At 60.3% G+C, this 25,681-nt stretch carries 25 protein-coding genes and 2 pseudogenes; 14 read left to right on the top strand and 13 right to left on the bottom strand.

The genetic code is table 11. From position 1 onward, the window contains the following. The first annotated feature begins 517 nt into the window (after nt 1–517). Complete coding sequence (locus tag DDZ14_RS17510) at nt 518–1,114, top strand: hypothetical protein (protein WP_109426270.1); 597 nt, start codon at nt 518–520, stop codon at nt 1,112–1,114. 532 nt (nt 1,115–1,646) lie between these two features. Further along, nucleotides 1,647–2,657, top strand: a complete 1,011-nt coding sequence (locus DDZ14_RS17500) for a trans-aconitate 2-methyltransferase (protein ID WP_109426268.1) — start codon at nt 1,647–1,649, stop codon at nt 2,655–2,657. Between the two features lie 139 nt (nt 2,658–2,796). Here the strand turns inward: DDZ14_RS17500 and DDZ14_RS17495 are convergent, their stop codons facing one another. Together DDZ14_RS17495 and DDZ14_RS17490 are read right to left on the bottom strand one after the other, a co-directional pair. After that, entirely contained in the window at nt 2,797–3,453 is a 657-nt protein-coding gene (locus DDZ14_RS17495) for a class I SAM-dependent methyltransferase (RefSeq protein WP_109426267.1), read from the bottom strand. 24 nt (nt 3,454–3,477) lie between these two features. After that, the gene (locus DDZ14_RS17490) at nt 3,478–4,302 is read right to left on the bottom strand and encodes a sterol desaturase family protein (protein ID WP_109426275.1); all 825 of its coding nucleotides are present in this window, start codon (nt 4,300–4,302) and stop codon (nt 3,478–3,480) included. 74 nt (nt 4,303–4,376) lie between these two features. On the opposite strand from DDZ14_RS17490, the gene DDZ14_RS17485 reads away from it, so the two are divergent. Beyond that, nucleotides 4,377–5,501, top strand: a complete 1,125-nt coding sequence (locus DDZ14_RS17485; RefSeq protein WP_233252635.1) for an AraC family transcriptional regulator — start codon at nt 4,377–4,379, stop codon at nt 5,499–5,501. 252 nt (nt 5,502–5,753) lie between these two features. On the opposite strand, the gene DDZ14_RS17480 is transcribed toward DDZ14_RS17485, so the two are convergent. From DDZ14_RS17480 to DDZ14_RS17455, 6 genes are all read right to left on the bottom strand, one after another. Continuing rightward, complete coding sequence (locus DDZ14_RS17480) at nt 5,754–6,575, bottom strand: class I SAM-dependent methyltransferase (RefSeq protein ID WP_109426265.1); 822 nt, start codon at nt 6,573–6,575, stop codon at nt 5,754–5,756. 431 nt (nt 6,576–7,006) lie between these two features. Beyond that, nucleotides 7,007–7,339, bottom strand: coding sequence for a GYD domain-containing protein (locus DDZ14_RS17475; RefSeq protein WP_109426264.1), 333 nt, complete (start codon nt 7,337–7,339; stop codon nt 7,007–7,009). Between the two features lie 363 nt (nt 7,340–7,702). After that, entirely contained in the window at nt 7,703–8,260 is a 558-nt protein-coding gene (locus DDZ14_RS17470; RefSeq protein WP_146193177.1) for a hypothetical protein, read from the bottom strand. Between the two features lie 77 nt (nt 8,261–8,337). Beyond that, on the bottom strand, nt 8,338–8,715 hold the full coding sequence (locus tag DDZ14_RS19500; RefSeq protein ID WP_146193176.1) for a hypothetical protein: 378 nt from the start codon (nt 8,713–8,715) through the stop codon (nt 8,338–8,340). 442 nt (nt 8,716–9,157) lie between these two features. Further along, nucleotides 9,158–9,565, bottom strand: coding sequence for an SRPBCC domain-containing protein (locus DDZ14_RS17460; protein WP_109426261.1), 408 nt, complete (start codon nt 9,563–9,565; stop codon nt 9,158–9,160). Further along, nucleotides 9,562–9,876 (bottom strand): helix-turn-helix transcriptional regulator, encoded by a 315-nt coding sequence (locus DDZ14_RS17455; protein ID WP_109426260.1) that lies wholly within the window; start codon nt 9,874–9,876, stop codon nt 9,562–9,564. The genes DDZ14_RS17460 and DDZ14_RS17455 overlap by 4 nt, the downstream gene beginning before the upstream one ends. 119 nt (nt 9,877–9,995) lie before the next feature. On the opposite strand from DDZ14_RS17455, the gene DDZ14_RS17450 reads away from it, so the two are divergent. Continuing rightward, nucleotides 9,996–10,700 carry a thioredoxin family protein gene (locus DDZ14_RS17450; RefSeq protein WP_109426259.1) on the top strand — a complete coding sequence of 235 codons (705 nt, stop codon included), beginning with the start codon at nt 9,996–9,998 and terminating at the stop codon, nt 10,698–10,700. A gap of 17 nt (nt 10,701–10,717) precedes the next feature. After that, nucleotides 10,718–11,092 carry a hypothetical protein gene (locus DDZ14_RS17445; RefSeq protein ID WP_109426258.1) on the top strand — a complete coding sequence of 125 codons (375 nt, stop codon included), beginning with the start codon at nt 10,718–10,720 and terminating at the stop codon, nt 11,090–11,092. Nucleotides 11,093–11,608: 516 nt separating this feature from the next. On the opposite strand, the pseudogene DDZ14_RS17440 reads toward DDZ14_RS17445, so the two are convergent. The 3 genes and pseudogenes from DDZ14_RS17440 to DDZ14_RS17430 form a co-directional block, all read right to left on the bottom strand. Continuing rightward, nucleotides 11,609–11,859 (bottom strand): annotated as a pseudogene (locus DDZ14_RS17440) (carboxymuconolactone decarboxylase family protein); the annotation flags it as partial. Further along, a complete protein-coding gene (locus DDZ14_RS17435; RefSeq protein WP_109426257.1) occupies nt 11,856–12,950 on the bottom strand; it encodes an aromatic ring-hydroxylating dioxygenase subunit alpha in 1,095 nt (364 codons plus the stop codon). The pseudogene DDZ14_RS17440 and the gene DDZ14_RS17435, both read right to left, overlap by 4 nt. Beyond that, nucleotides 12,947–13,834 (bottom strand): MurR/RpiR family transcriptional regulator, encoded by an 888-nt coding sequence (locus DDZ14_RS17430; RefSeq protein ID WP_109426274.1) that lies wholly within the window; start codon nt 13,832–13,834, stop codon nt 12,947–12,949. The genes DDZ14_RS17435 and DDZ14_RS17430 overlap by 4 nt, the downstream gene beginning before the upstream one ends. A 71-nt stretch (nt 13,835–13,905) precedes the next feature. Here DDZ14_RS17430 and DDZ14_RS17425 point away from each other — a divergent pair, with 71 nt between their 5' ends. The 9 genes and pseudogenes from DDZ14_RS17425 (at nt 13,906) to DDZ14_RS17385 (ending at nt 23,173) form a co-directional block, all read left to right on the top strand. Next, on the top strand, nt 13,906–16,362 hold the full coding sequence (locus tag DDZ14_RS17425) for an FAD-dependent oxidoreductase (RefSeq protein WP_109426256.1): 2,457 nt from the start codon (nt 13,906–13,908) through the stop codon (nt 16,360–16,362). Next, entirely contained in the window at nt 16,359–17,441 is a 1,083-nt protein-coding gene (locus DDZ14_RS17420) for an alcohol dehydrogenase family protein (protein WP_233252634.1), read from the top strand. Before DDZ14_RS17425 ends, DDZ14_RS17420 begins: the two co-directional genes overlap by 4 nt. Beyond that, nucleotides 17,438–18,544: a mandelate racemase/muconate lactonizing enzyme family protein gene (locus DDZ14_RS17415; RefSeq protein ID WP_109426255.1), complete on the top strand. Its 1,107-nt coding sequence runs from the start codon at nt 17,438–17,440 to the stop codon at nt 18,542–18,544. Before DDZ14_RS17420 ends, DDZ14_RS17415 begins: the two co-directional genes overlap by 4 nt. After that, nucleotides 18,541–19,644 carry a mandelate racemase/muconate lactonizing enzyme family protein gene (locus DDZ14_RS17410; RefSeq protein ID WP_109426254.1) on the top strand — a complete coding sequence of 368 codons (1,104 nt, stop codon included), beginning with the start codon at nt 18,541–18,543 and terminating at the stop codon, nt 19,642–19,644. Before DDZ14_RS17415 ends, DDZ14_RS17410 begins: the two co-directional genes overlap by 4 nt. A 4-nt stretch (nt 19,645–19,648) precedes the next feature. After that, a complete protein-coding gene (locus DDZ14_RS17405) occupies nt 19,649–20,926 on the top strand; it encodes an aspartate aminotransferase family protein (RefSeq protein WP_109426253.1) in 1,278 nt (425 codons plus the stop codon). Between the two features lie 107 nt (nt 20,927–21,033). After that, a pseudogene (locus DDZ14_RS17400) lies at nt 21,034–21,234 on the top strand (IS481 family transposase); the annotation flags it as partial. 270 nt (nt 21,235–21,504) lie between these two features. Then, complete coding sequence (locus DDZ14_RS17395) at nt 21,505–21,924, top strand: hypothetical protein (protein WP_109426272.1); 420 nt, start codon at nt 21,505–21,507, stop codon at nt 21,922–21,924. Next, nucleotides 21,924–22,451, top strand: a complete 528-nt coding sequence (locus DDZ14_RS17390) for a plastocyanin/azurin family copper-binding protein (RefSeq protein WP_109426252.1) — start codon at nt 21,924–21,926, stop codon at nt 22,449–22,451. Before DDZ14_RS17395 ends, DDZ14_RS17390 begins: the two co-directional genes overlap by 1 nt. Beyond that, a complete protein-coding gene (locus DDZ14_RS17385) occupies nt 22,448–23,173 on the top strand; it encodes an RNA polymerase sigma factor (RefSeq protein WP_109426251.1) in 726 nt (241 codons plus the stop codon). The genes DDZ14_RS17390 and DDZ14_RS17385 overlap by 4 nt, the downstream gene beginning before the upstream one ends. A gap of 79 nt (nt 23,174–23,252) precedes the next feature. Here the strand turns inward: DDZ14_RS17385 and DDZ14_RS17380 are convergent, their stop codons facing one another. Continuing rightward, on the bottom strand, nt 23,253–24,185 hold the full coding sequence (locus DDZ14_RS17380) for a carbon-nitrogen hydrolase family protein (protein WP_109426250.1): 933 nt from the start codon (nt 24,183–24,185) through the stop codon (nt 23,253–23,255). A gap of 440 nt (nt 24,186–24,625) precedes the next feature. Then, on the bottom strand, nt 24,626–25,444 hold the full coding sequence (locus tag DDZ14_RS17375) for a class I SAM-dependent methyltransferase (protein WP_158275556.1): 819 nt from the start codon (nt 25,442–25,444) through the stop codon (nt 24,626–24,628). Nucleotides 25,445–25,681: the final 237 nt, after the last annotated feature.

Here is a 25,681-nt window from a genome sequence, read left to right as displayed (position 1 = left end):
GGGATACGGTCGATCGGGATCTTCATCTCGGCGTTCTTCATCATCGAGATCACGTTCTGCTTCTCGAACCCGGCCTCCTGGGCGATCTCGCGCTGGCTCTTGCCGGAGACACCGATCGCCATCTTCATCAGATCGGCGGTGGGGCTTTTCCTGGTCGAATTGTTCATGTGTCGGCACCTCTTCATGACTGACTTCAATTGCGTCGATGCACAGTGATAGTCAGTCACGCGGGGTCCTTGCTCGGCACTTGGTTCTGATCTTCGGATGGGTGCTGTTTCGGGGGGCCGTACCCAAGGGCTATGCACCGCCACCAGGGGCCCTGTGAGCGTCACTGGTGGCTTCAGCGGATTTCATGGGGGAGACAGTGGCCGCGGGACCTTGCGCCGGTGTACGGGCGTCACAGGGAACCCCCTCTTCCAAGTGCCGCGACTCGGCAACGCGTGGTACGATGATCCGTTTGGGTCGGTATGCTTGCCCATTTCACACCTCGCCGGCCCCGTTTTCGGGAGAGACGATCATGAAGCCTGGCATTGTCTGCTTGTGCGCATTCGTTGCGTGTCTTCTTTCAGTTTCACCACTTGTTGCCGACGACTACGACCTCGATGAGCTCCGCGCCATTTCCGAGAAGTATAGCGACGTGAACCTGGCGCTTGCCGATGGTTACATCCGTGACCCTGCCAATCATTGCGTCACGGCGGCCTCCGAGGGTTATCCTGCGGAACTCGGTGCGATGGGCGTCCACTATCTTCATCCCACGCTGCTTCAGATCACCGGCGACAAACCCCGTGTGGACGGTACCGGGACGCACACGGATTTCAGGCGTCCGGCCATCCTGATCTATGAGCCCCAGGCCGACGGCTCACATGTTCTCGTGGCCATCGAGAACCTTGTCTTCGAAAAAGCCTGGCGTGTCGCGGGCCATGCCGAGGCGCCGATGATGAACGGTCGGCACTGGGACCATATGTTCGATCGCGAGGACACGCCCGCTGACGAGGCACACGGGTTCATGCCGCATTTCGATCAGCATGTCTGGCTGCATCGCGACAACCCTGCGGGCAGCTTGGAGCCGTTCAATGTCAACGTGACGTGTGAACATCACCAGAAGCTTGATTAGCGTTACTGGCCGGCTTTAGCGGATTTCATGGGGGAGACGGTGGCCGGGGCCAGGCGCCAGTGTACGGGCGTCTCAGAGAATCCGATGTACACTTTCCAGGCCAAGGAAGAAGGCCTTCGAGTTTCGGCGGACCCGGCGCGGCTCAACCCTTCTTTCGGCCGTTGCGAAAAGCCGTTCATGGAATTCTTGGCACATCCGGCATTCAGCCCCCTAGCAATTCTCTGAGAGCGTAGCTGAGCGCGTCTCGCTTTCTGACGCATGTCGAGACGTGAAACTATCTGGAAGCTCGCAGCGACGCGCTACGACGCTCGCAGCACGGTGGATAGATGCTGTCTTGTGCTGCGAGCGTCGCACGCGCGCAACCTAACCTGCGTATACGTTTGGAAAGCCGCCGAGTTGTCTGGAAAACCGTGAAGTGTCCGCCGAGCGGAATTGCCATTGGCTTTCTTCGATCCCTCTACAGCTTCCGGCTCATACGGGACGTAAGATACCCGTCCATGCTATCCTACGCACCAGCAATGGGGGGAAGAAGATGGAGCTTACAGAAGGTGAAATCCAGGTGCTCGCGTCGATCCACCTGCTCGAAAGTGACGGTCGTGTAGCAGATGACACGGCACTCGATCAAAGAGGCGAACATTACTGGATATTCAAGGAAGACTGGACTGGTGTCTGTGAAGCGCTGTCCCAAAAAGGACTAGTCCGAGGTTCAGAGGTCGGTTGGAAACTAACCGGCGCGGGCCGACCTTTGGGCGCGAAATACAGGGCCGAACGCAGTGATATGTACTGGTATTACTATCAGCGATTTTACACGGCAGCCGCCGCCAGCGCAGCACATTCGGAACTCTGCCGCCGCGCGTTTGGGGAAGACCTGACCCAGGAGGGGCAGACCGACATGGCGTCGCTCGAGATCGGCCTGGAGGCACTGCCGCTGGGACGCGACAGTCACGTCCTTGATCTGGGCTGCGGTGCAGGAGCAATCGCTGAGTACGTCTCCGATCAGACAGGTGCTCGCGTGACAGGCCTTGACTATACATCCAATGCGATCGCTGCGGCGGAGGCGAGAACGGAGGGCAAGTCCGATCGGCTGAGCTTTCGCATGGCAAATTTCAACACAATGGAGCCCGAGCCCGGGACATATGATGCGATCCTTTCGATGGATACGCTTTACTGGGCGGATGACCTGAAAAGAGTGCTCGGGATGTTGACGGGCAGTCTCGCACCCGGTGGGCGCATGGCGCTTTTCATGAACCATCACGTGGATGCGGGCGAGCCGGCAGAGCAACTGGGCGCAGACCAGTCCAGCCTTGGTCGGGCAATCAGGGCTCTGGGTCTGAAGACGAAGGTCGTCGACTTCTCGGCCAATATCGGAGCATTCTGGGAACGGAACTACGCGGCCGCCGTAGCGCTGAAAGGTCAGTTCGAGGCGGAAGGCAACGGCTTCATAGCTGAGAGCCTGATCCGAGAGGCCGAAGAAGAATACTTGTCCGACATCCACGAAGGGCGGATCGCGCGGTATTTGTTCCTGATTGATGCTCCGGGTTAGGATGGAGGCCGCTGGTCCTACGCCGGCAAGGAGGTCTGAGCCGTCATCTGACGTTTTCGGTCGAACACAATCCGTATCCGAGGCACGCGAAAGGCTGGTGTGCGCAACGAAGCGCCCATTCGCTGCACTGGCCGAAGTGTCAGCTTCGCCCTGCTTTGCTGTCCTTCGCTTTGGGCTTCACCGCTACGCTCCAATGCGTCAACCGCCCGGCGATGTCCTCGGTGAGTGTCTCGGGCTGGAAATACCCGACGCGGGAAAGCATCCCTTCAATTTCCTGAACTTGCGGGAAACGGTAGACAGTGTCGGGGAACCCATCCACCGCCCGTCTGTCGGCAGTCGATCGGTAGCAGAGCACGAACCGCCCGCCTGACCGAAGCACGCGGAACGCTTCCGCGAGATGAGCCGCTGGATCTGGCCAGAAATAGATCGTGTGCACCGAAAGAGCTTTGTTAAACCGGTTGTCTGGGAATGGCAGCGCGGAAGTGTCGGCACAATGCAACGTCAGCCGCGTTTCCCAGACTGCATCACGGTTTCTGGCACGTGCGCGTTTCAACATGACCTCGGAGAAGTCCACGCCGGCGCTGCCTGCAAGACGCACCATCGCATCTGCCTTAAAGAGCGTTTCGCCGTGGCCGCAGCCGATATCGATAAGGCTGTCGCCGTCTGCCAGATCGAGGAGGTGCAGGGCGCGTTCGTTCTCGGGCCGCGTCTCTCTCGCCATGATGCGGGCGACAATGGCGCCGAGCAGGCCCGTGGGACGGCGGCCCTGACGGGCGATAAATTCGGGTTTCTTCATGTTTGTCACTCCAAAAAGGGGACTTCACTCGGCGTTTTCCGCGGTGCTCCGGAGCGCGCGGACGGACTGCCACGAGGCAGGCTTGACCACTTTCCGGAAGGCTTCGCGATAATCGGGATGCTCCGTCCCCATCAGCCGGTCCCACCAGGTGAAGTAGAGGCCGAGGTTATAGCCGGCATGGGCGTGGTGCAGGTCGTGATGTGTGACGGTCGTCATCCAGTCGAACAGCGGACGGCCGTGCCGGTTGGCCGGATAGAGCTCGTAGCCCGAATGCCCGATCGCGTTCCTGAGCATCATGTGCGTGACGAAAATCAGGATCGCTATAGGGTGGGCGGGCAGGACCAGCAGGATCAGCGGAAGGTAGACCGCATTCGCGACCGCCTCGCCCAGATCGAAGCTGTAGGAGGTAAAGGGCGTGGGGTTGTGCGATCGGTGATGGAGCCGGTGAAAGCGCCGGAAGATTGGCGGGTAATGCAGCAGCCGATGGGACCAGTAGAACCAAGCATCGTGGGCGACGATCAGAAACGCCGTGCTGAAAATGAGATAGGTCCAGCCGTAGGTGGCGATTTCGGTGTAGATCGGGACGATCCCCGCCTCCGCTCCGAGAACGACCAGTGTCCCGTTCAGGGCAAAGACCAGAACCGTGCGCAGGCTCGCCAGGATTTCACGACGGATCTGGCCTCGCGGCGGGTCGTCGGCCCGGATTTTCCGCGCCCGGAGCCGAACTGACAGCGCCAGATTCACAACCAGATAAACGCCGCCTGCACCGATGGCGTACCGCAGAAGGTCCGTGGCAAAAACGCCGGAGAATATCCCGGTGAGATGACTGAAAAGGCATTGCTCCGTCATGATGGTCTCCTGTTTGCGTGTGCTCTCGATCACATGGAACCATTGGGCATTGCTGCGCGCACCGTATTCGAAAAGTGCAAAGCGATTTCCGAAATCGGCGCGGCTTTTCCAGAATCGGCACGTCCAATTCGGTTGACCGACTCGCCGGTCTGGGATTCGCTAACTCCATGGAAGACTTGGCGGTGAAAATGGACCTCTTCTTGAGGGGCGGCGCGGTGACGGCGTTGGCGACTTGTGCGCTGATCTTCCTGGTCAATCCTACCGTCTGGCCCAGAGGTCTATCGGTGCCCGCGCTCTGTTTTGGACTAAGTGCCTACCTGCTTGTGTCGTCGCCGAACCTGGGACTTGCGGGAACCCGGACAGAAGCTGTTCTCGTCATGGTAGCAGGAGTGCTGCCAGTTCTGGCGATCTGGGCCGGGGCCGAAGTTTTCCTCGACCGGCCGGTTTACCAACCTTGGCATGGCGTGATGGCTGTCTTGGTTTCCGTTGGCGCGTGGCTTGCACCCTTTCTGCCGTTCGCGGCGACAGCCCGAGGCGTCCTTGTCGTCCTGCTGTATGCGGCCCTGCTTTACATGGCGCTGTCCACCGCCGCCGAAGATCTGGTCGAGTCGCGCCGCCGGTTCCGCCGCTGGTTCGTGGCGCTCATGGCCTTGGCCGGTCTCGGGATTTCACTGGTCGAACTCCTGAGGCTCGATGCCGAATTACCACCCCCAGCGTACCCGATCCACGCCCTGGTTTTTCTGGTGCTGACGATGCTGTTTCTGGCGTGGGCCGCGCGGATTACGCCTGATCTCTGGCCACTTCGGCAGGAGCCGGTGACTTCTTCTCCCGCGCCGCTCTCAGCCGCTAATGCTGCAGTGTTGCAAAGGGTCGAGGCGGCAATGGATGAGGGTATCTGGCGGCAGGAAGGACTTACGATCGCAGAGCTTGCAAGAACCGTGGATGCGCCGGAACACCAGGTCCGACGCGCGATCAACAAGGGGCTCGGGTATCGCAACTTTGCCCAATTCGTGAATGAACGCAGGATAGAGGCGGCCTGTGAGGCTCTGTCCGATCCCACGCGAGCCGACATACCTGTCCTGTCAATCGCTTTCGATGTCGGATTCGCCTCCATCGGCCCATTTAACCGTGCGTTTCGCGAGAAATGCGAGCAGTCTCCGACTGAGTACCGTAATTCGCGCAGCGCATCGAACAGATAACGCAGTTTGCACTTGGCCACGCTCACCAAACTCCGTCCTCCCCTTGCGTCACAGGGCGCCTTCCTGAACTTGGAAATCGAGTGGCAGCTCTGGCGTATTTTACGTAACTCCATTTGGCCTGCAGCATCTGACAAACTGGGCTCGGAGCGGTCATCTGACGTCATGGCATCGACTTTCGGTCTTTCATCTCGGTGAATGCCTTCGGCCCGAGCAGACGCCGATGCAGTCGCCGGCGGACCTCGTGAAATGATTTTAACCCTCGCAGACATAGGCAATCGTTCTAATCCGCCCCTCGGCCAGGTTGCGCACCTGGTTTCGTACCATAACCGGATAGTCATGCCCCAGGAACGCGTTGAAGGAGACAGGGGGTTGTCCTGAATCAGTCAGTTGCTTCATCCTGTCTTCAAACCATTCGAGGCTTTCCTCGCTGGAGTCCTGGATATGAAGTATCCGGAACCCGGCTTGGGTGAGCAGCGATTGCATTTCATCGTCGGTGGCCAGATGGCTGATCGCGGGTTCGCGCGCCCAGGGCACCGGGAAATGAACGTCTCCGCCATCGCCCTGGATCACATCGTAAGCCGCGAAACGCCCGACGGGTTTCAATGTCCTTCGCGCCTCCGAGTAGAGCTTGTCCTTGGACGGGATGTTCATTGCGACATGGATCGTCATCGCAGCATCGAAATGGTCATCGGGGAACGGCAAGTCGGTGGCATCGCCTTGCTGGCAGTACACCTTGCCCGTCAATCCAAGCCAAGACGACATAACGTTCGCCGCATTGCAGAACTCCGCGGTCAAGTCGATTCCGTCAACGTCGCAACCGTAGGTTTCCGCCAGCGTTCGGGCCGGGCCACCAAGGCCACTGCCGAGATCGAGAAGCCTGGAATTTATTCCGAGATTCAACTGCGCGCCGAGTTCAAGCGTCGCCTTGCGCCCGCGAATGTGAAATTCGTCAATGGTGGCGAGATCGGTCGTTTTCAGGTCGTCGAGGCTTTTTCCCGACTCCTCGAGCCCCGCAGCAATTTTGTCGGCCAGGTTGCCCTCGCCCTTGTAGTGCCCTTCCACATCCGCATTCATTGGTCCCTCCCTTTCCGTGCGGCCGCCTGCAACACTCTACCAGCCGGAAGCGCCCGGTCCTTCCCGTTCCATTCAACGTCAGAGGCTCTGACACCCGAAGGTTCAGTCTAGCGAGGGGCGTGAGTTTCACCAAATCGCGTCTGAAAATCCGCTCCGCTTTGGGCTCTGTCGGAACTTGCGGTGGTGCGGCGGGCGACCCCGACCATCTTGCCCGCCGTCAGACGCCCGCGGCCCGAAGTGGACCTCAGGTGAGGCCGGGGCGCCACGCCGCACATTCACCTATTCCGTCGCCAACGTACGCCCCGGAAGGTCCTGATGCAGGAAAGGCTGATTTGTGCGACCAGAACGTCGTTGTGTACACCGTGCCAAGCGCAGTAGTTCAAAGACCTGTGGACATGTGCCGCGTATGGCTGAGTGCCCCCTCTTGACCCTTATCCGGATGGTGCGCTGTATTCGCCGACAATCTTCTGAGCGCCCTCCATCGCCGCAACCGAATCTTCCATCGGTATCAGGACCGTGGTTTTGGCTGCCGAAAATGCACCCGAGGAACCAACCGCCAGGATCGCGGAAGCTGCGGCCACATCGGATGGAAACTCGGTGATAACGACGCCATCATAGTCACCGAAGCAGAAATACATGCACTCGATCGTTCCGCCTGCAGCACTAAAAACCTTCTCGGCGGCCGCGCGCCTGTCCTGCGGATTGTTGACCATGCCTTCTATCGATTGTGTAGAATAGCTGAACTGCGACATATACTTTGGCATTTTTCCCTCCCAAAGATCGCTATCGCTTTGTTTGAAGTACTATCAGGTTACCACGACGAGCGATTCCTCCGAAGTCGCACGAAGAGCCTGGGAGTCCGCTTTCGTAATCGGGAAGCGTTGGGACGGCGCGATACTGATCCGCCCTCACAGGAGTAGTACGCCGTTATGCTTAGATGTCCTATCCCGGACGATCGCATAGACCCTCGCCGCTTTGCACTCTTCATGGCAAGATCGATGTTGGGTGAGGTTCGGGACGGGGGCGAGCATGCTGTCGTTCGTTGATGGTGCAGCATTGTCGCCGTCTGCATGACCACTGTGCGGAACCACTGTGCGGACTGGGCCGCCATTCACATTGAAGTGGTTCTACTGACCCAAGACCAAAAATATCAGAGGAAATGGCGCTACGGCGATCAACACGCTGATCAGGTAGGCCCAGAACCTGTAGAGCCCGGATATACCCGCCATGAAAGCGAGGCCACCTCCGCCACCGAGCACAGAGTTACCAGGCAGGTTCAGCAAGAGCGCAAGAACGATATATCGGTTCTTGACCATAAGGTTGCCAAACCGACTGTCGAGCTTTCCTGAAACAACATTTGCGCGGTCTTGCAGGGGTGTACTCGCTAAATCGTTGAGGAAGCTAGCGGTGCGCTTGAGCCTTAGCAAACTTGCAAACCTTGAGAGCACGGGAAGGGGCACGAAACTGGCGACCGTGAACGACAGGAGAAGTGCACCGACCATGCCGGCATACACTATTGGAGACGCCTGTCCCCCGAACATCAGCAGTAAGGCGAATCCGATCTCGGCGCCGGGTACGAAGGGTATAGCGGCGGTCAAGATGAACACAATCAAGGAAGCCATCACGAGACGATGTATCAGAGGCTCATTCATCGGTCGCAGCTCGGGAATGGCAATTCCCAGCAAAAACTCTCCCGCAATCCAACCTGCGGCAAGCAGAGCAGAGTAAAGCGCAATCGCCCGCCTCGCGACCCAAAGTCGACTTAAAAACGCGCGCACAGGGGGTTTTCGGTTGGGTCGAAGTCCTGCATCTTCGTCCGCATCTCATTCAGAGATGGTTCGGTATCGCCAGACTCGGAGCCTTGGAAAGCTATCTCTCTGTTGGATGTCCAATACCAGCGCTCGCGCTCCCAGCGGATGGACACCTGAATCGTTCCATCGTCGCGCACCAAGCCATTGTACTCGAACTGTCCGCGGCTGTCGCTTTCAAGCACTCCGGTGAAGCGTACGCCTTCTTCTGTCCTTTCGGACGAATAAGGACCCGGCACGAAACCGCAGCGGGTGCAAATGTCGGACCAGAAATGTCCATCGCTGAAATGAAGGCTGTCTTCGAGGTCAGGATTTTCAGATGGACCAATCATTCCCGTGAATGTTCGACCATCAAGGACGTCATCAGCGTGAGCCAAGCTAACGCAAAAGAGCCACGCAACTACCGCCGATATCGCAATTCGGACTGATCGTCTCACAGCTCACCCACCTTTTTCGTAGAGAAATGTAGCCGTCAACGACATATCAAGAAAGACACGGCTCTGCGAGTACGGTTGCAGATTATCCGTCGAGCGCGGGCTATGAGATGTCGGTCGCCGCGGTTACGAAATTGATCAAGCTGCCCACAGCATTTCTGGGCTCGTAGCGTTCATCTGACGGGTTTGATGCTTGGCGACTTGTATAAGTTCCCGGCACGTTCGGGGTCTTCTCGAAGTCACGCGACATCGGCATAGACCTGAACCTTATACAGGCATGACCTCCCCCTGCCCTTGCCAGATGCACAAACCGGTTCTCGGAGGTTCTCCCGCGGCGGGCTTACTGGCCGAGCAGGTCGTCCAGTATTTCCATCTTCCACGGCCAGCCGCCCTTGAATGCCTCGATGATCTTTGGATCGCGGTCGCCGGAATGCACGATCGACAGGCAGGTGCCCGTTCCGGTCTCTTCGAGCCGGAACGTCACTTCGGTTTCGCCAAGATGCTGACTGCCGTCCAGCAGCCAGGACCAACGCATGTAGCGCGGCGGCTCAAGGGCCAGGAGTTTACATATATATCGGTCTGTTCCACCTTCGCCATCGTCGCACCACATGTTGAATTCGCGCCCGACGACCGGCGCGAAATCCGTTTCCATCAGCCATTTCCCGAGGAGCCGCGGATCGGTGAGCGCCTTCCAGACCTTCTCGACCGGATGCGGATACACGCGCTCGAATTCCAATTCGAATTTCATGGCTCGCCATCCAGCACATCACCCAAACGGTCCAGCCGCGATTGCCAGAACCGGCTGAACTGCTCGGTCCAGTCATGCACTTCCTTCAACGCCACGGCCCTCGTCCGGTAGAGGCGTTGCTTGCCCGCCGAACGGCGTTCGACGAGTCCGGCATCGCTGAGCACCTTGAGATGCTGTGATACCGCGCCCATGGTCATGTCGAACCGCGACTTGAGTTCCGTGACGGATTGTTCCCGCGCCATCATGAGGCTGAGAAGCCGGCGCCTGTTGGGGTCCGCTATAGCATGGAAGACATCCGTGGACTTGCCCATATCGGCTCCTAACGTTATAGTACTTGCTAAAGTGTTTACTGCCATGCGCCGACTCTGGCAACCGGAAAATACGCGGCTAGCCTCGGCGCGGCCATTTGCAGACAGCGGAGGATGGTGACGTGAAGAACCGGATACTTGATCACGACCAATGGGTTTCGGCTCGGAAAGCCCTCCTGGCCAAGGAGAAGGCGTTCACGCGCCAGCGGGACGAACTCACAAAGGCACGTCAGGAGCTTCCGTGGGAGCGTGTCGGAGAATCCTACGTATTCGACGGCCCGGACGGCAAGGAAACGCTTGCCGACCTCTTTGACGGACGCAGCCAATTGATCGTTTACCATTTCATGTACGGGCCGGGCTGGAAAGAGGGCTGCAAGAGCTGCTCCTACGTCGCGGACCATTTCGACCCGGCAGTCGTGCATCTCAAGCAACGCGACGTGAGCATGGTTGCGGTGTCCCGGGCGCCATTGGCCGAGCTTGAGGCCTTCAGGAAGAGAATGGGCTGGGGCTTCAAATGGGTTTCGGCGCATGGCACCGACTTCAATCAGGACTATAACGTATCATTTTCGGACGAGGAAATGGAACGCGGCGATGCGGTCTATAACTACAAGAAGCAGGGCTTTCCCAGCAAGGAAGCACCGGGCGCGAGTGTGTTCTACAGGGACGAGAACGGAGACATCTACCACACATACTCGGTCTACGAGCGCGGCCTGGACATGTTCATCACCGCCTATCACTGGCTGGATTGCGTTCCGAAGGGTCGCGACGAAGGCGGCCTGAGCTACACGATGGAATGGCTCCGCCTGCACGATGCCTACGGTCACTGAAGGGAGGGGCTGAGCCAATGTCGGTAACCGTCGTCAATGACTACTTCTTCACGCCTAGTGGAGACATCGCGGAAGGCAAGGCGGCCGCGGCCGAACTGGTTGCGTATTTCCGGAAAGACGTTCCGGAAGTCCAGCTATCGCTTTGGCTCGAAAGCCGGGACAACCCGCTGCATCATTATCACATCACCGTCTTTGACAATCCCGAGACACTTGCCAGCCTCAGGCGCAGCGACGCGATCAAGAAGTTCACGGATCGGCTGTATCCCCATATCGACCACTCGACCTTCGTCGCACCGCTCTGCAATGTGTGGCAAGCGGCCGGCGCTGGCGTGAACCCGGTTCAACCCGACACTTCGGAGGGTCAGGGCCCACCGGCACCTCTTCATGACTGACTTCAATTGCGTCGATGCACAGTGATAGTCAGTCACGCGGGTCCTTGCTTGGTACTTGGTTCTGATCTCCGGGTGGGCATTTCGGGTGGCTCCATACCCAAGGGCTATACACGTCACCAGGGGCTATGAGAGTGCCCCTGGCTGGCTCCAGGGGATTTCATGATGGGAGACAGCGGGCGGGAACTTGCGTTAGCGTACGGGCGTCACAGGGAATCCGATGGACACTTTCCAGGCAAAGGAATACGAGCTACGAGTTTCGGCGGACCCGGCGCGGTTCAAACCTTCTTTCGGCCGTTACGATAAGCCGTTCATGGAATTCTGGGCACATCCGGCATTCAGCCCCCCAACAGTTCTCTGAGCGCGTCTAGTTTTCTGATGTATGACGGCGACTGAAAGACGATGGGCGCGCGCAGTGACGCGCACAGACGCTCGCAGCACGGTGGTTGGATGCTGTCTTGTGCAGCGAGCGTCGCGCATCACGTCAAACGGGTTGTGCCGGTGGCATTGTTCCGCGCGCCCCCGGCAATGAATTTGCCATTCGTGCATCTTGCCCAATGCGCCGATCATCGCGAGGTTCATCACTGACCGCGTATGGGCGTCGATCACCCCATTGCCCCAGCCGAACCCCAGTACCATGCTGTCATAGCCTTCAGAAACGGGGGGAAATCATCCCTCGCGGCAAGGTTCTTTTCCACGTATTCCGTGCCCAGCGTCGCTATTTCCTGTTGCAGCCCTTTCAGGAGAAGGTCTTCCTCAAAAGTGCTCATGCTGAATCTTCTACGGCCTCTCGCATCCAGCGTTGCAGATGCAGGATGGAATGTTCCGAATTCACGCCGCATCCCGGATCAACCACCAGCGGCCCCGGCACATAACCGCGTGATTTCAGGCCACGCTGGACCGACTCGACAAGGTGTATGTCTTCTTCCACGGTTGTGGCGCGGTCCTGTTGGGCCATGCGACGCACGGTTTCGTTGTCATAGCCGCCCACTGCGTACCAGCCGCGCCAGACCACGACATGATCCGCGTCTATGGCGCGCCAATGGTAGGTGTTGAGCAGGTTGCCGGGATAGACCTGGAACGAGAACATCGGCCACAGGAACCACGACGAATACTTGTCGTTGTTCGCAAACCCGCTCTCGATGTCATACGTCATCTGGGACAGGTCATTGCATTCGGTGGTGTGGCGCAGGCAGTAGCCCTGCGGCTGGATGTCGTAGGTCTCGGGCCGGATCACTCCTGTGGCAAATGTCGGGTGGTTCAGGCTGCAATGGTAGCATTCGGAGTAGTTCTCCACCGAGACTTTCCAATTGCAATTCTCCGGGGTTTCCACCCATTCCAGCGGTTTCAGTTCAGCCCAGTTCGGCACGAAGTCTTCCAACTCGGCCCGGGCATTCGGGAACCACTCGTCCATCGGCTTGGCATCAGGATCAAGACTGACAAAGACAAAGCCCAGAAACACTTCGGTGCGGACTTCGGTCAGGCAGATTTGCGAGGCGTCGAAGCCCGGCACGGATTTGGCATTGGGCGCGGCCCGCAATCCGCCAGTCAGTTCGTATGTCCAGGCGTGGTACGGGCAGACGACGACGCGAGTGGACCCTTCGCCTGAAACAAGCTGATGCGCGCGGTGCTGGCAGACGTTGTAGAACGTGCGGATGACCCCGTCGCGCCCCTTGATCGAAAACAGGCTTTCATCGCCCATCTCGAAAGCCACGTAATCACCGGGGTTTTCCAGTTGGCTGGCGTGGCAGGCGAATTGCCATGTGCGGGCCAATAGCCCGGCCTTTTCCAGTTCGAAGACCTGCGGGTCGGTGTAATAGCGTGCATCGAGCGAGCGCACGGGCGGGGTCATCTCGTTCATTCAGGCTCCTCCACGTAGATACCGAGCTGATGGCGACGGTCATGAAACTTCTCGACGCGCTCCACGATCTCTTCGGATGCGACAGCGATGACAAAGCTGAGCAAGGTTTCCAGTAGGGCGATGATCGGCACCGAGGAGGGGAAGAACTGCGGCGTATCGACGGCGACGACAAAACCGTGATCGGCGGCGCGAATGATCGGGCTGGCGGGGCTGTCGCTGAGACCGACGATGGTCAAACCCTGTTCGCGGGCCACGTCGATGGCGGCGACCACTTCGCTACGGTAGGGGCGCATGGACATGGCGATCAGCACATCGCCGCTGTCGGCCCAGGCCAGATCGTCAGCGGCGGTGGATCCGGGGCGGGGGATGGCGTGGAACTGCGTCATGCCGGTTGACGCGAGATAGGTGAAGTTTCGCGCATTGGCGTTGTTCACGCCGACGCCAAGCGTAAACACTTGACGGCTTCCCCATATCGCCTCGGCCGCTGCCTTCATCGCGTCGGCGCTGGTGGCGGCAAAGGTTTCCTCGATATTGCAAATCGCGGCCTCGGCCATGTCGGCGTAGAGCCCGCCCAGATCGTCGGATTTGCGGATATCCTGCAACCAGCGCGCCCGGTCGGGGAAGCTTACTGCGCCCTTGCGGATCGCTTCGCGGAAGGGCGCTCGGAAATCCTCGTAGCCCTCGAATCCCACCTGCCGCGCCATGCGCACGAAGGTGTTGGGTTTGACATTGGCCGCCTCGGCAATCTCGCGTACGGTCGAAACCCCTACGTCATTGGGGTTTTCGAGCACGTAGCGCGCAGCTTTCTGCGCCTCGGGTGTGAGCGCGTCCCACTCTTCGGTGAGGCGGTCCAGAACATCGTGTGATACGTTTGTGCCATTCATGATTGACATTGGTACACATGTCCACATAGCCTGTCCATAAGTTTTGCGACTCCCGGACAAAGGAAGCGACCATGTCGGAGAAGAGCTTTCCCAGCCACGCCCGTGTGGTCATTGTGGGTGGTGGTGTGATGGGGGTTGGGCTTGCCTATCACCTTGCGCATGAGGGCTGGGGGCCAAATGTGGTCCTGCTGGAAAAGGCGGAGCTGACTTCTGGCAGCACGTGGCATGCCGCCGGTCAGATCACGCATTCCACCTCCAGCTTCGGGTTGGGCAAATGCGTCGATTACAATATCGGGCTTTATTCCGGAGGTCTGGAAGCAGAGACCGGGCAGGCCGTCACATGGCATGGCTGCGGGTCGTTCCGGCTGGCCTATACGGAAGACGAGATGGACTGGCTGCGCCACACGCTGTCCGTGGGGCGCTCTCTCGGGTTCAATATCGAGTTGGTCAACGCGGCGCGCGTGGCCGAAATGCACCCGTTCTATAACCTCGAAGGCGTGCTCGGCGCGCTGCACACGCCGGATGACGGGCATGTCGACCCGACCAATGTGACCATGGCGATGGCTGCGGGCGCACGGGCCAAGGGCGCGCGCATCATCCGCCGGTGCCGCGCGACGAATATCACCCAATCTGAGAACGGCGAATGGGTGGTCGAGACAGAACAAGGCACGATCACCTGCGAACATGTGGTCAATGCGGGCGGCACGTATGCCCGCCAGATGGGCGAATGGTCGGGCCTGCAACTGCCCATGACGTCAATGACGCACCATTATTTCGTCACCGACGAGGTGCCGCAATTCCGCGATCTCGACCGCGAGTTGCCGGTGATCCGCGATGACCGCAAGGTGTCGGGCTATATCCGGATGGAGCAAAAAAAGGGCCTGATCGGCATCTACGAAAAGTCCAATCCGAACACCGTTTGGGAGGATCACTGCCCGTGGGAGGCCGAGAACGAGCTATTCGAAGCGGACTATAACCGCGTCATGCCGTGGCTGGAGGAATCGCTCAATCGCATGCCGATCTTCGCCGAACTGGGGATCACCCGCGATGTGCACGGGGCGATTAGCCACCCGCCCGATGGCAATCCGCTGATCGGCCCTGCGCCGGGCGTGCGCAATTACTGGTGTTGCTGCGGCACGCAGATCGGCATCGGCTGGGGGCCGGGGCTGACCCGCGAACTGGCGCGCTGGATGGTACATGGTGCGGCGGATATCTCAATGCGCGACTATGACCCGCGCCGGTTCGGCAGCTACGCCAACAAGGACTGGCAGGTCGTGAAGGCGAAAGAAGACTACTGCCTGCGCCACGAAATCCCGTTCCCGCATTTCAACCGGCTCGCGGGGCGGCCGATTAAACAATCGCCGCTTTACGAAACACTAAAAGCGAAAGGCGCCGTCTACGAAGAGGTCTACGGCTTTGAGCGTCCGCGTTGGTTCGCCAACGATGGCGTGGCGCAGGAAGATCACTATTCCTTCCGTCGCTCCGTGGTGGACGACATGATCGCAGCCGAGGTCAAGGCCGTGCGCGAACGTGTCGGGATCATGGATGTGACCGCCTTCACCAAGGTGCTGGTCAAGGGTCCGGATGCCTATGTGTTGCTTGACCGACTTACGGCCAACCGGATGCCCCAAAAGGTGGGGTCGATCACGCTCACCCACATGCTCAACCGCCGCGGTCGGATCGAGTTGGAAAGCACCATCGTGCGTATGGCCGAGGACCGGTTCTACCTCGTCTGTGCGGCCTTCTTCGAGCAGCGCCTGCTGGATCATCTCGCCCAGCATAGGGAGGATAAAGACGTGAGTGCGACCGCCCTGTCCTCCAATTGGTCCGCCCTGTCTCTCAACGGCCCCCGATCGCGCGACGTTCTGGCGGCCTGTACGGATAGCCGGCTCGATAACCCATCATTCCGCTGGCTCTCGGCGCAGGAAATCACCGTCGCGGGCCACAAACTCTGGGCTTTCCGAATGTCCTATGCCGGAGAGTTGGGCTGGGAGCTTCACATGCCGAACGCGGCGCTGGTCGATGTATACAGCGCGCTCTGGGCCGCCGGTGAACCGCATGGCATTGCCGATTACGGCAGTTTCGCCATGAACGTTATGCGCATGGAAAAGGGCTTCAAGGGGGCTGGAGAACTCACCAACGAGGTAACGCTGGCCGAGGCGGACGTGCTGCGCTTCGCCCGTGCGGATAAGGAGTATCTTGGCCGCGACAGGACTCTGACCGAAAACCTACCCTGGGTCTGCACCTACCTCGAGATTGAACCGGATGGCGAAATTGACGGCCACGGCGGTGAGGCGGTCATGCTGGACGGCAAGGTGGTCGGCTCCACCGCCTCAGTGGCCTTTGGTCACACAGTAGGCAAGATCCTCGCCTTTGCCTATGTTAAACCCGAAGCTGCCAAACCGGGCACGGCGCTGGAGGTGGTGATCCATGGCACTCCCCGTACCGCCCGCGTTCTGGGCGAACCGGCCTATGATCCGCAGAGCTTGCTCCCCCGAACCGATGCTTTCGCAGAGGTCGCACAATGACCCTGCCGGACACGATGCGTGCCATGGTCACGATGGGCCATGGCGATATTGACCAGATCGTCCTACACGAGGACTGGCCTCGCCCTGACCCCGCCGTGGACGAGGTGCTGATCAAAGTGGGGGCCTGTGGCCTCAACAATACCGATGTGAACACCCGCAGCGGCTGGTACTCCAAGTCCGTGACCGAGGCCACCACCGGCGGGGCCTATGACAGCGTGAATGACGAGGACCCCACTTGGGGTGGCGCGCCGATCACCTTCCCCCGAATTCAAGGCGCCGATGTCTGCGGCCGTATCGTGGCCGTGGGCGAGGGCATCGACCCCGCCCGGATTGGCGAACGGGTGATCACCGATGGTTGGCTACGCGACCCATACGATCCGCTGAACAAGGACAAGACCGGCTATTTCGGCTCCGAGCGAGACGGCGGGTTTGCCGAGTTTACAACAACCCCGGAGTGTAATGCGTTGGTGATTGACAGCCCGCTTTCGGATGCGGAACTGGCCACTTTCTCTTGCTCCTATTCCACGGCCGAGGGCATGTTGACCCGAGCGCAGGTCACCGATGCCGACACCGTGCTGGTCCCCGGCGCGTCGGGGGGTGTTGGCGGCGCGCTGGTGCAGCTTGCGAAACGGCGCCGCGCACGGGTGATCGCCATGGCGTCCGATGCAAAACACGGGGACGTGGCAAAGCTCTGCCCTGATCGCATCCTGCCCCGTGCGCCCGAAGACCTGCGCGCGGCCCTTGGCGATGAAAGTATCACCGTCGTCGCCGATGTGGTCGGCGGTCGCTATTGGCCAATACTAATTGACATACTGGCGCGCGGCGGGCGCTACACCTGTTCCGGAGCCATCGCCGGTCCGATGGTTGATCTTGACCTGCGCACATTCTACCTGCGCGACCTGACCTTCACCGGCTCCACCGTGATCAACCCTGAGGTGATGCCCAACCTCGTGCGCTACATCGAGGCGGGCGAGATCAAGCCGGCGCTGGCGGCGACCTATCCACTGGAAGATCTGCGCGAGGCGCAGGCCGCCTTCATCGCCAAGAAGCACACCGGTAACATCGTGGTGATCCCGTGAAGATCACCCGCGTCACTGTCTACCAGGCCGACCTGCCACTGGCGCATCCCTACTGGCTCTCCGGCGGACGCCTCAAGTTCGAGATTCTGGACGCCACGCTGGTACGCATCGACACAGACGAGGGCCTCGTCGGCTGGGGCGAGGGGACGCCCTGGGGCCATACCTACGTTCCCGCCCACGGGCCCGGCATCCGCGCCGGGATCGAGACCATGGCGCCCTTTCTCATCGGCCTCGACCCCCGCCGGCTGCTGGACGTGGAGCGCGCGATGGACCTCGCCTTGCCCGGCCATCTCTACGCCAAGGCCCCCATCGACATGTCCTGCTGGGATATCGCCGGGCAGGCGGCGGGAGTGCCCATCGCCGATCTCATGGGCGGCGGTTCGCGCACGCCCCGGCCCATCGCCGCGTCGGTCGGCGCCAAGACGATCGAGGAAACGCGCGAAGTGATGGACCGCTACCGAGCGCGTGGCTACGTCGCCCACTCGGTCAAGATCGGCGGCGACGTGGACCGCGACATCGCCCGCATCCGCGACGTCGAGGCGCACCGGGCCGAAAACGAGATCATACTCTACGACGTCAACCGCGCCTGGAGCCGGGCCCAGGCCCTACAGGTGATGTGCGCCACCGAGGCGCTCAACGTCACCTTCGAGCAGCCCTGCGAAAGCCTGGACGATATCGCCGCCATCGCCCCCAAGCATGCCGCTCCGGTCTCGGTGGATGAAAGCCTCGTGACCCTGCAGGACGCGGCGCGCATCGCCCGCGACGGGCTGGCCGAGGTCTTTGGCATCAAACTCAACCGCGTTGGCGGGCTGACCAAGGCGGCCCGGATGCGTGACATCGCCCTCGCGCACGGCATCGACATTTTCGTGATGGCAACCGGCGGCAGCGTGCTGGCCGATACCGAGGCGCTCCACCTCGCCGCCACCGTCTCCGATCACGCCTGCCGCGCGGTCTGGGCCTGCCAGGACATGATCGCCGTCGACATCGCCGGCGGCCGTGGCCCGCGCAACCGAAACGGCCACCTGCACCTGCCCGAGGCTCCGGGTCTTGGCGTGCATCCTGACGAGGATGCGCTTGGCGCGCCTGTGGCGGTTTACTCATGAAAATCACCCGCATTTCTCTCTGGCACATCCCGCTGGCCAGCCACACAGCCTACTACATGGCCGACGGTAAGACGTGCGACACGGTCGAGACCGTTGTAGTTGCGGTGGAAACAGACACCGGGATCACCGGCTGGGGCGAGGTCTGCCCGATTCCGCACTACCTGCCGGCCTATGCGCGCGGCGTGGCCCCGGCCCTTACAGAATTAGCACCGGTGATCATTGGCGCGGACCCGGTGGGGGTCGAAGCCTTGATGGCGCGTGCCGACGCCTTCCTGCCCGGCCATGTCTATGCAAAGTCCGCGCTTGATATCGCGCTTTGGGACCTCACCGGGCAGGTCGCTGGCCTGCCGCTTCACGCGCTGCTGGGTGGGCGGCGGCAGGCGGACCTGCCGCTCTACCACTCGATCACCTGTGTTGATCCCGACGAAATGGCCCGTATCGCGCGCAATGCACAGGCGCAAGGCATCACCCAGTTTCAGGCCAAGCTTGGCGCATCGGGTGATTGGCAAACGGATGTTGAAAGGCTTGCCAGCGTGCGCGAAGCCGTGGGGCCTGGTCCGCTGGTCTATGGTGATTGGAACTGTGGGGCCACCTCGCTTGATGCCATTCGTGTCGGCCGCGCGGCTGCCAATCTGGACGTGATGCTTGAGCAGCCTTGCGCGACATTAGCCGACTGCGCCCGCGTGCAAACAGCTACCGCTCTGCCCATGAAACTGGACGAGCTGGCGCACGACACCGCGACGCTTTTGGAAGCGCATCGGCTGGGCATCATGGATGCCGTCGCGCTGAAACTGTCAAAATTCGGCGGTTTGTCGGCGCTGCGACGCGCGCGTGACTTGTGCCTGTATCTGGGCGCGAAGGTGTGCGTAGAGGATACTTGGGGCAGCGACATCGTCACCGCCGCCGCACTGCATCTGGGGGCCGCGACAGACCCCACACGCGTATTGAATGTCTGCGACCTGTCGGGCTATGTCACCCCGCGCCTCGCCCCGGATGCGCCCGCCCGCTTGGATGGCCGTATTGCCCCACCAGACCGCCCCGGCCTGGGCATCACCATTGACGCCGCCCGTCTTGGGAACCCTGACCTGATACTGGACTGACACCATGCAAAGAACACACAGCCAAGCCGAATGGATCGACCGAGCCCGCGCCGTCCTACCCGCCGCCGGTTTCGGCAACTTCGATTCCGGCATCGTGATCGCGCGCGGTAATGGCTCCCGCGTCTGGGACGAGGATGGCAACGAATACGTGGATTACCTGATCGGCTCCGGCCCCATGCTGCTGGGTCATGGCCACCCTGAGGTGATGGAGGCAGTGCTGAAGCAGCTCCCCAGAGGCATGACCTTCTTTGCCAACAACGCGAAGGGGATCGAACTGGCCGAGGCGATCGTCGACGCGGTGCCGTGCTGCGAGCAAGTGCGCTTCGTCACCTCCGGCGGCGAGGCCGACATGTACGCCATCCGGCTTGCCCGCGCCTATACCGGCAAGACCAAGATTCTCAAATTCGAAGGCGGTTATCATGGTATGTCTGCCGAGGCGCAAATGAGCCTATCGCCCGTCAAGCGGGTCAACTTCCCAACGCCGGTCCCCGATAGCGCCGGCATCCCGCAGGGTGTGGCCGATGAAATGTTAATCGCCCCATTCAATGATCTCGATGCAGTGGCCTCACTCCTGACCGAACATGACGACATAGCCGCTATCATCGCCGAGCCGTTGCAACGGATCATTCCGGCGCAGCCCGGATTCTTGCACGGGCTGCGCAATCTCTGTGACAAGCATGGCGTGCTCTTGATCTTCGACGAGATCGTGACCGGCTTTCGCCTCGCCTATGGTGGCGCGCAGGAGCGCTATGGCGTGACGCCGGACATCTGCACGCTGGGCAAGATCATCGGTGGGGGTTTTCCCCTGGCTGCGCTGGGCGCGAGCGCAGAGATCATGGCGCATTTCGACAAAGCCACTGTCGGGGCTGAGAAATGGCTAATGCAACTGGGCACGTTATCAGGCAACCCCGTTGCCGCCGCCGCCGGGCTCAAGACAATGGAGGTGTTGCGGCGTCCTGGCCAATACGACCGGTTGCGAGATGTGGGTCAACGCCTCATTGACATGCAAAGCAAGGCCTTGACCGAAACGGGCATCGCATATCGCATCTGTGGCGACCCGACGTTATTTGATGTTTATTTCACCGATGCCGACTGCATCGACTATCGCACCGCCCAGCACCGCAACCTAGGCGTTAATGAAACCTGGAACGCCGCTCTTCGGCGTCACGCGGTTTTCAAGTCACCGGGAAAACTTTATCCATCCCTGGCCCTGACAGAGGAGGATCTCGATCTGACATACAAAGCCATTGTGCAGGCATCAAAAGCAATTGCATCGATCTAGCGTCATCGCCCTAACTGTCCTATCCCGGACGATCGCATAGGCCCTCGCCGCTCTGCGCTCTTCATGGCAAGATCGATCCTGGGTGAGGTTCGGGACGGGGGACGAGCATGCTGATCTCTCCTCACAAGCAGGCGACGATGACACCGAAGATCCGGGCTGCGATCCAGGCAAGCTCGGAGCCGGCCTGGATGGTGGCGAAGCGCTACGGTATCTCCGAGCAGACGGTCTGGATGTGGCGCAAGCGGGACGACGTCCATGACCGCAGCCACACCGCGCACAGGCTGCAGACGACGCTGACGCCTATACAGGCATGACCTCCCCCACCCTCACCAGAAGCACAAACAGTTTCTCGGAGGTTCCGTCTCGAACCCGTTCAAGACTCTGATTAGCCCCACCAAGTGGTCGGGCTCATTTCTCTTCATCACAATTCCGATCCCCTGTTTTCCAAGACGTTAAGGCCGGCCACTTCAGTTGGGGAGGATCACGCGGGGAGAAATCTGCGAACCTTTTTGGTTCTGGCGCATCAAAGAGACAGGTGCCCGCAAGTGCGGGACCGCCAGAACATGAAAGGAATCGACATGAGAACAACTTGCTTCGCGGCCGCCGCCGCCATCGCCTTCTCTGCCAGCAGCACCTTCGCTCATGATGAGGAGGCTTTGCAGATGTCGCCTCCGGGTGAGCCCTACATCCAGGTCAGCGATGCTCTGCCGCTGCCGGAATTCATCCCCGGTCTTGGAACGCTCTTCGTCAATCCCGACACGCTTCCAGCCGGCCCTTTCCTGGCCTACGACCATGACGGGAAGCTATCCGCCACGGTCTACATGACGCCGCTGGAAGATTTGCGGAATGGTACGTCCTACAATGGACTGGGTGTTGGCAATCACACCGTGTCGTCCGTCGACATCTATTACAATGCGGGACATCCCGGTGTGGACGAACCGCATGCCCATGTCGTGCTTTTCCATGACGAAGACGCCAGGTCGAGGCTTGCCGAGTGATGCTGGCGCGCAGGCAATTTCTCCTGGCAGGGGGTGGCATTATTGCCACCCTCGGTCTGCCCGGCACGGGGCGGGCGATGCAGGTCGAGACCATCGAAATGCAGGGCACGGCCCGGGGCGAGCGAGTCTGGTTCGCGCCCGTTGGTCTTGCGGTGTCACCCGGAACGACCCTGAGGTTCGTGAACCACGACCCCGGCAACAGCCATACCGCGACCGCATATCATCCGGACATCTATGACAGGCAGCGACGCATTCCCGGGCGCGCTGAAGCGTGGGACAGCGATTTCCTCCTGCCGGGCGAAAGTTTCGAGATCACGCTGACGGCTCCCGGTGTCTATGATTACTACTGCGTTCCGCACGAAATGGCCGGCATGGTTGGCCGGATCGTCGTGGGGCGCCCCGGCGACCCGGGCTGGGAGGCGCCGGTCCCGGACAGTGACGATCTGGACCCCGAAGTGCTCGCCGGATTTCCGTCGGTGGATGATATACTTGCGAAGGACCGGATTCTGCAAAGGGAAGCACAATGAGTCCCGCACCCAAAGCGCCCACTCGCGCACAATCTCGAGGGATGGGTCCCGGTGCGACCGAAGCGCAACTTGTGGCGGCTGCCGCGGAAAGATCAGAGGCTGCTGTGCGTGAACTGATCCGCCGCAATAATCCGCGCCTCTTCCGAGTTGCACGCGGGATCGTTTCAAGCGATGCCAAAGCCGAGGATGTGGTTCAGGAGACCTACCTCACGGCGTTCACGAATATGGACAGCTTTCAAGGCGGGTCCGCGTTTTCGACCTGGATAACGCGGATCGCGATCAACAATGCATTGACGCGCCTGCGCCGGGAACGTCCCGAAGAGGAGTACGATACGGTGAACGAAAGCAAACACGCTTCAATTCTGCCCTTTCCGGGTCAGGCGTCAGGAACCGCAGAGGCCCAGCTTGGACGTCATCAGTTGCGGCGGCTGCTCGAAGAGACGGTCACCTGTCTGCCGCCGGAGTTACGGCTGGTCTTTATCTTGCGCGAAACCGAGGGCATGGCGGTCAAAGAGATCGCAAAAGACCTCGAACTCAATCCTGTTACTGTCAAGACACGACTTTTTAGGGCGCGCAAGTGGTTGAAGGTCGAGTTGGAGCGGCGGGTGCAGGGTGGTTTCGACGCCATCTTTCCCTTCGATGGGAAACGCTGCGCGGATATGGCGGATCGGGTAGTGGAACGCCTGACCAGCGCCGGTGCTCTTGGAGATGAAGGCGTGTAGGGTTCTTCGCAGAATCCATCCGACACACGTACTTGGTAAGGGGGCGGGCCAATCGGAGTATGCTTCACGTAAGCTTCGTCTATTCAAAGTCTATCGGCGACTGCCGCGACCGGTTTACCCTCAAGCTGAACACGTCCGGCCGTGCATAATGCCCGGCCACATCGAACTTGCGTCTCGATGCACGCGCGGCGGGCACATCGATATCCGCGATCAGCAACCCCTTTTCCTTGTGCATAGGCCCTGCCATCGGGCCTCCGAAGGGTTGAAACACAACCGCGTCTCCGGGATTGATCCATTCGTCGGCGTTGGGAAACAGTTCTTCGCGATACGGGACTGTCTCGGGAACATCAGCGGCCTCGATCGAGGTCGCGCAACCTATGACCCAGCAACCGCCTTCTCTCGCGATATGCCGCATGGTGGCCAGCCATGAGTCCCCGCTGTCCCAGGTCGGAGCAGCGTAGATGTCGATATTCTGCGCATAGAGGGCAAACCGGGCCAGAGGCATGAAGTTTTCCCAACAGATCAGAGCGCCCACCCGGCCCACGGCGGTTTCAACGACCTTTAGCGTCGATCCATCGCCGAACCCCCAAACCATGCGCTCGGGATTTGTCGGCATGAGCTTTCGGTGGTTGTTCAGAAGCCGACCATCGGCATCAATGATGGCAACGCTGTTGAATAGTGTGCTGCCGCTCACGGCCCCATCAATCTCTTGGTGACCGATCACGACAACCATGGCGTGTTCGCGTGCTGCCTCCTTGAGAGGCGCAAGGTCATCCTTGCCGAGGTCGATCGAGTTCGCCTGCGAAAGCGCGAAAAGTTCATCTGTTTTCTTCATGTCGGCTCCCGGTGACAGTCGCCAGACAAAGGTGGGATAGCCGGGAAGCCAGGCCTCGGGGAATACGATCAACCCGCAGCCCTCTGCTGCGGCCTCTGCGATCAGATCAATGGCGCGTTCAATTGATCTTGCCTTGTCCAGATAGACAGGCGGGTGCTGCACAACCGCTACTTTCATTGGGGGGTCCCTCCTCGGCCAATGATGCACCCTACACTGATTCCGCCCTCCAGTTGCCGAATTTGCCGGGATTTGTTCAGGTCGCGCATCGGCCTTCGCTCGGCTCCATGCCAGGCCAAGGACCGACCAGGGGTCAAGTCGGTTAACCGTTCAGACGGGACACCGTGCCTGCTCCGAGCCATTCTTAAGCTTACCGGGTCCGGGAACAGTAACGAGAGGATGCCGCGCAGCCGCAGATCCGGTTCTAGCCCTTTTTCCCGATGGCGGTTATTGCAGTCTGCCCATCCTGTCCTTCAGCCGACGCAACCGCGCCGCAACGCTGAGTGAAAGGTCGATCGGATCTGCGCGCAGCGAACACCGGCGTTAGGCCTGATATGCGGCGTACTCGCCTTTCCTCGAGGCATGACGTTTTCCGATGTTGCATCGAGACATGCCACGGCCTACTGGAGCGAGGCGACGGTGATCGTTGCCGGCATGGCAACTCGATAGCCTTCGGGCACGCGATATTCACGTTCGACCTCGGCTGCCATTGCGTCGCGGATCGCATCCACGACCGGCGGCTCTTGGCTCTGGATCAGCATCCGGATACCGACGGTTGCGTTCGCAAAAAGCTGGAACAGTCCATCGGGCCTATCGAGATCAAGGACGAGCGGAATCACCTCATGGGACTGGAGCTGGAATCCAGCCTGGGAAAGACGAGTTTCCGCTGCATCGCCTCTCGAGAACTCGAAGAAGTCAGGTTGAGGAATCGACGGCGGCCCGGCCATCCCCTGGATGGCAGTCACGGCAGTGGCGAACGCGGCCGACCCATCGGGACCCACCCACGATGTAAGTGCGACCCGGCCACCCGGTCGCAACACGCGCGCGATTTCAGAAAGCACCGCCGTCCGGTCGGGTACGTGCGGAATTCCGAAATTGCAGAGAACTGCGTCGAAGGACGCATCTGCGTAGGGCATCGCCGCCGCGTCGCCCTCGCGCAGGTCGGCCATTGGTGCGACTCGCGCGGCGCGTTCCAGCATTGTCTCCGAGAAGTCGAGGCCCGCTACATTCTCGGATAACTCGCAGGCGCGACGCGTCATTTCTCCCTGTCCACAACAAAGGTCGAGGACTTCGGTGTCGGGGGCGATGTTCAACGCCATGAGCGCCTGCTCGCCAGCGCGTTCGGTCAGCGGTGCGATGTATTCAACGTAGGCTACGACGATCTCCGCGTCCTGCCAGCCGGCGCGTTCACGCTCCGCGAATTCCGCAAAATCAGTCATCGGGACCCCCATCCATGCAGAGGAATCGTAGCATAAAGCGGGCACTTCGCCCTAATAGAGCGTCGCCTTTCACGGACCGGCGCGGGACAATGAGATGAAACCGGGTATGGCCGCGCACCCCGACCAACTTCTCCGGTGCGACGCAGGTCGAGATGGCGTCGCACTTGAATGGCGATCGGGTGATGCCGGATGGCCCGCCTGCACTCACCGAGAAAGTCGGATTTCCACCCTGGTCCA

It is taken from the genome of Maritimibacter sp. 55A14 (genome assembly GCF_003122205.1).
Taxonomy (GTDB): domain Bacteria; phylum Pseudomonadota; class Alphaproteobacteria; order Rhodobacterales; family Rhodobacteraceae; genus QEYE01.
This window is presented reverse-complemented; position numbering and strand designations above follow the sequence as displayed.

Bases quoted from the DNA above. Each gene is read 5' to 3' on its own strand.
- DDZ14_RS17510 (WP_109426270.1), top strand. From the start codon at position 518: ATGAAGCCTGGCATTGTCTGCTTGTGCGCATTCGTTGCGTGTCTTCTT.
- DDZ14_RS17500 (WP_109426268.1), top strand. From the start codon at position 1,647: ATGGAGCTTACAGAAGGTGAAATCCAGGTGCTCGCGTCGATCCACCTG.
- DDZ14_RS17495 (WP_109426267.1), bottom strand. From the start codon at position 3,453: ATGAAGAAACCCGAATTTATCGCCCGTCAGGGCCGCCGTCCCACGGGC.
- DDZ14_RS17490 (WP_109426275.1), bottom strand. From the start codon at position 4,302: ATGACGGAGCAATGCCTTTTCAGTCATCTCACCGGGATATTCTCCGGC.
- DDZ14_RS17480 (WP_109426265.1), bottom strand. From the start codon at position 6,575: ATGAATGCGGATGTGGAAGGGCACTACAAGGGCGAGGGCAACCTGGCC.
- DDZ14_RS17475 (WP_109426264.1), bottom strand. From the start codon at position 7,339: ATGCCAAAGTATATGTCGCAGTTCAGCTATTCTACACAATCGATAGAA.
- DDZ14_RS19500 (WP_146193176.1), bottom strand. From the start codon at position 8,715: ATGATTGGTCCATCTGAAAATCCTGACCTCGAAGACAGCCTTCATTTC.
- DDZ14_RS17460 (WP_109426261.1), bottom strand. From the start codon at position 9,565: ATGAAATTCGAATTGGAATTCGAGCGCGTGTATCCGCATCCGGTCGAG.
- DDZ14_RS17455 (WP_109426260.1), bottom strand. From the start codon at position 9,876: ATGGGCAAGTCCACGGATGTCTTCCATGCTATAGCGGACCCCAACAGG.
- DDZ14_RS17445 (WP_109426258.1), top strand. From the start codon at position 10,718: ATGTCGGTAACCGTCGTCAATGACTACTTCTTCACGCCTAGTGGAGAC.
- DDZ14_RS17435 (WP_109426257.1), bottom strand. From the start codon at position 12,950: ATGAACGAGATGACCCCGCCCGTGCGCTCGCTCGATGCACGCTATTAC.
- DDZ14_RS17430 (WP_109426274.1), bottom strand. From the start codon at position 13,834: ATGAATGGCACAAACGTATCACACGATGTTCTGGACCGCCTCACCGAA.
- DDZ14_RS17425 (WP_109426256.1), top strand. From the start codon at position 13,906: ATGTCGGAGAAGAGCTTTCCCAGCCACGCCCGTGTGGTCATTGTGGGT.
- DDZ14_RS17420 (WP_233252634.1), top strand. From the start codon at position 16,359: ATGACCCTGCCGGACACGATGCGTGCCATGGTCACGATGGGCCATGGC.
- DDZ14_RS17410 (WP_109426254.1), top strand. From the start codon at position 18,541: ATGAAAATCACCCGCATTTCTCTCTGGCACATCCCGCTGGCCAGCCAC.
- DDZ14_RS17405 (WP_109426253.1), top strand. From the start codon at position 19,649: ATGCAAAGAACACACAGCCAAGCCGAATGGATCGACCGAGCCCGCGCC.
- DDZ14_RS17395 (WP_109426272.1), top strand. From the start codon at position 21,505: ATGAGAACAACTTGCTTCGCGGCCGCCGCCGCCATCGCCTTCTCTGCC.
- DDZ14_RS17390 (WP_109426252.1), top strand. From the start codon at position 21,924: ATGCTGGCGCGCAGGCAATTTCTCCTGGCAGGGGGTGGCATTATTGCC.
- DDZ14_RS17385 (WP_109426251.1), top strand. From the start codon at position 22,448: ATGAGTCCCGCACCCAAAGCGCCCACTCGCGCACAATCTCGAGGGATG.
- DDZ14_RS17380 (WP_109426250.1), bottom strand. From the start codon at position 24,185: ATGAAAGTAGCGGTTGTGCAGCACCCGCCTGTCTATCTGGACAAGGCA.
- DDZ14_RS17375 (WP_158275556.1), bottom strand. From the start codon at position 25,444: ATGACTGATTTTGCGGAATTCGCGGAGCGTGAACGCGCCGGCTGGCAG.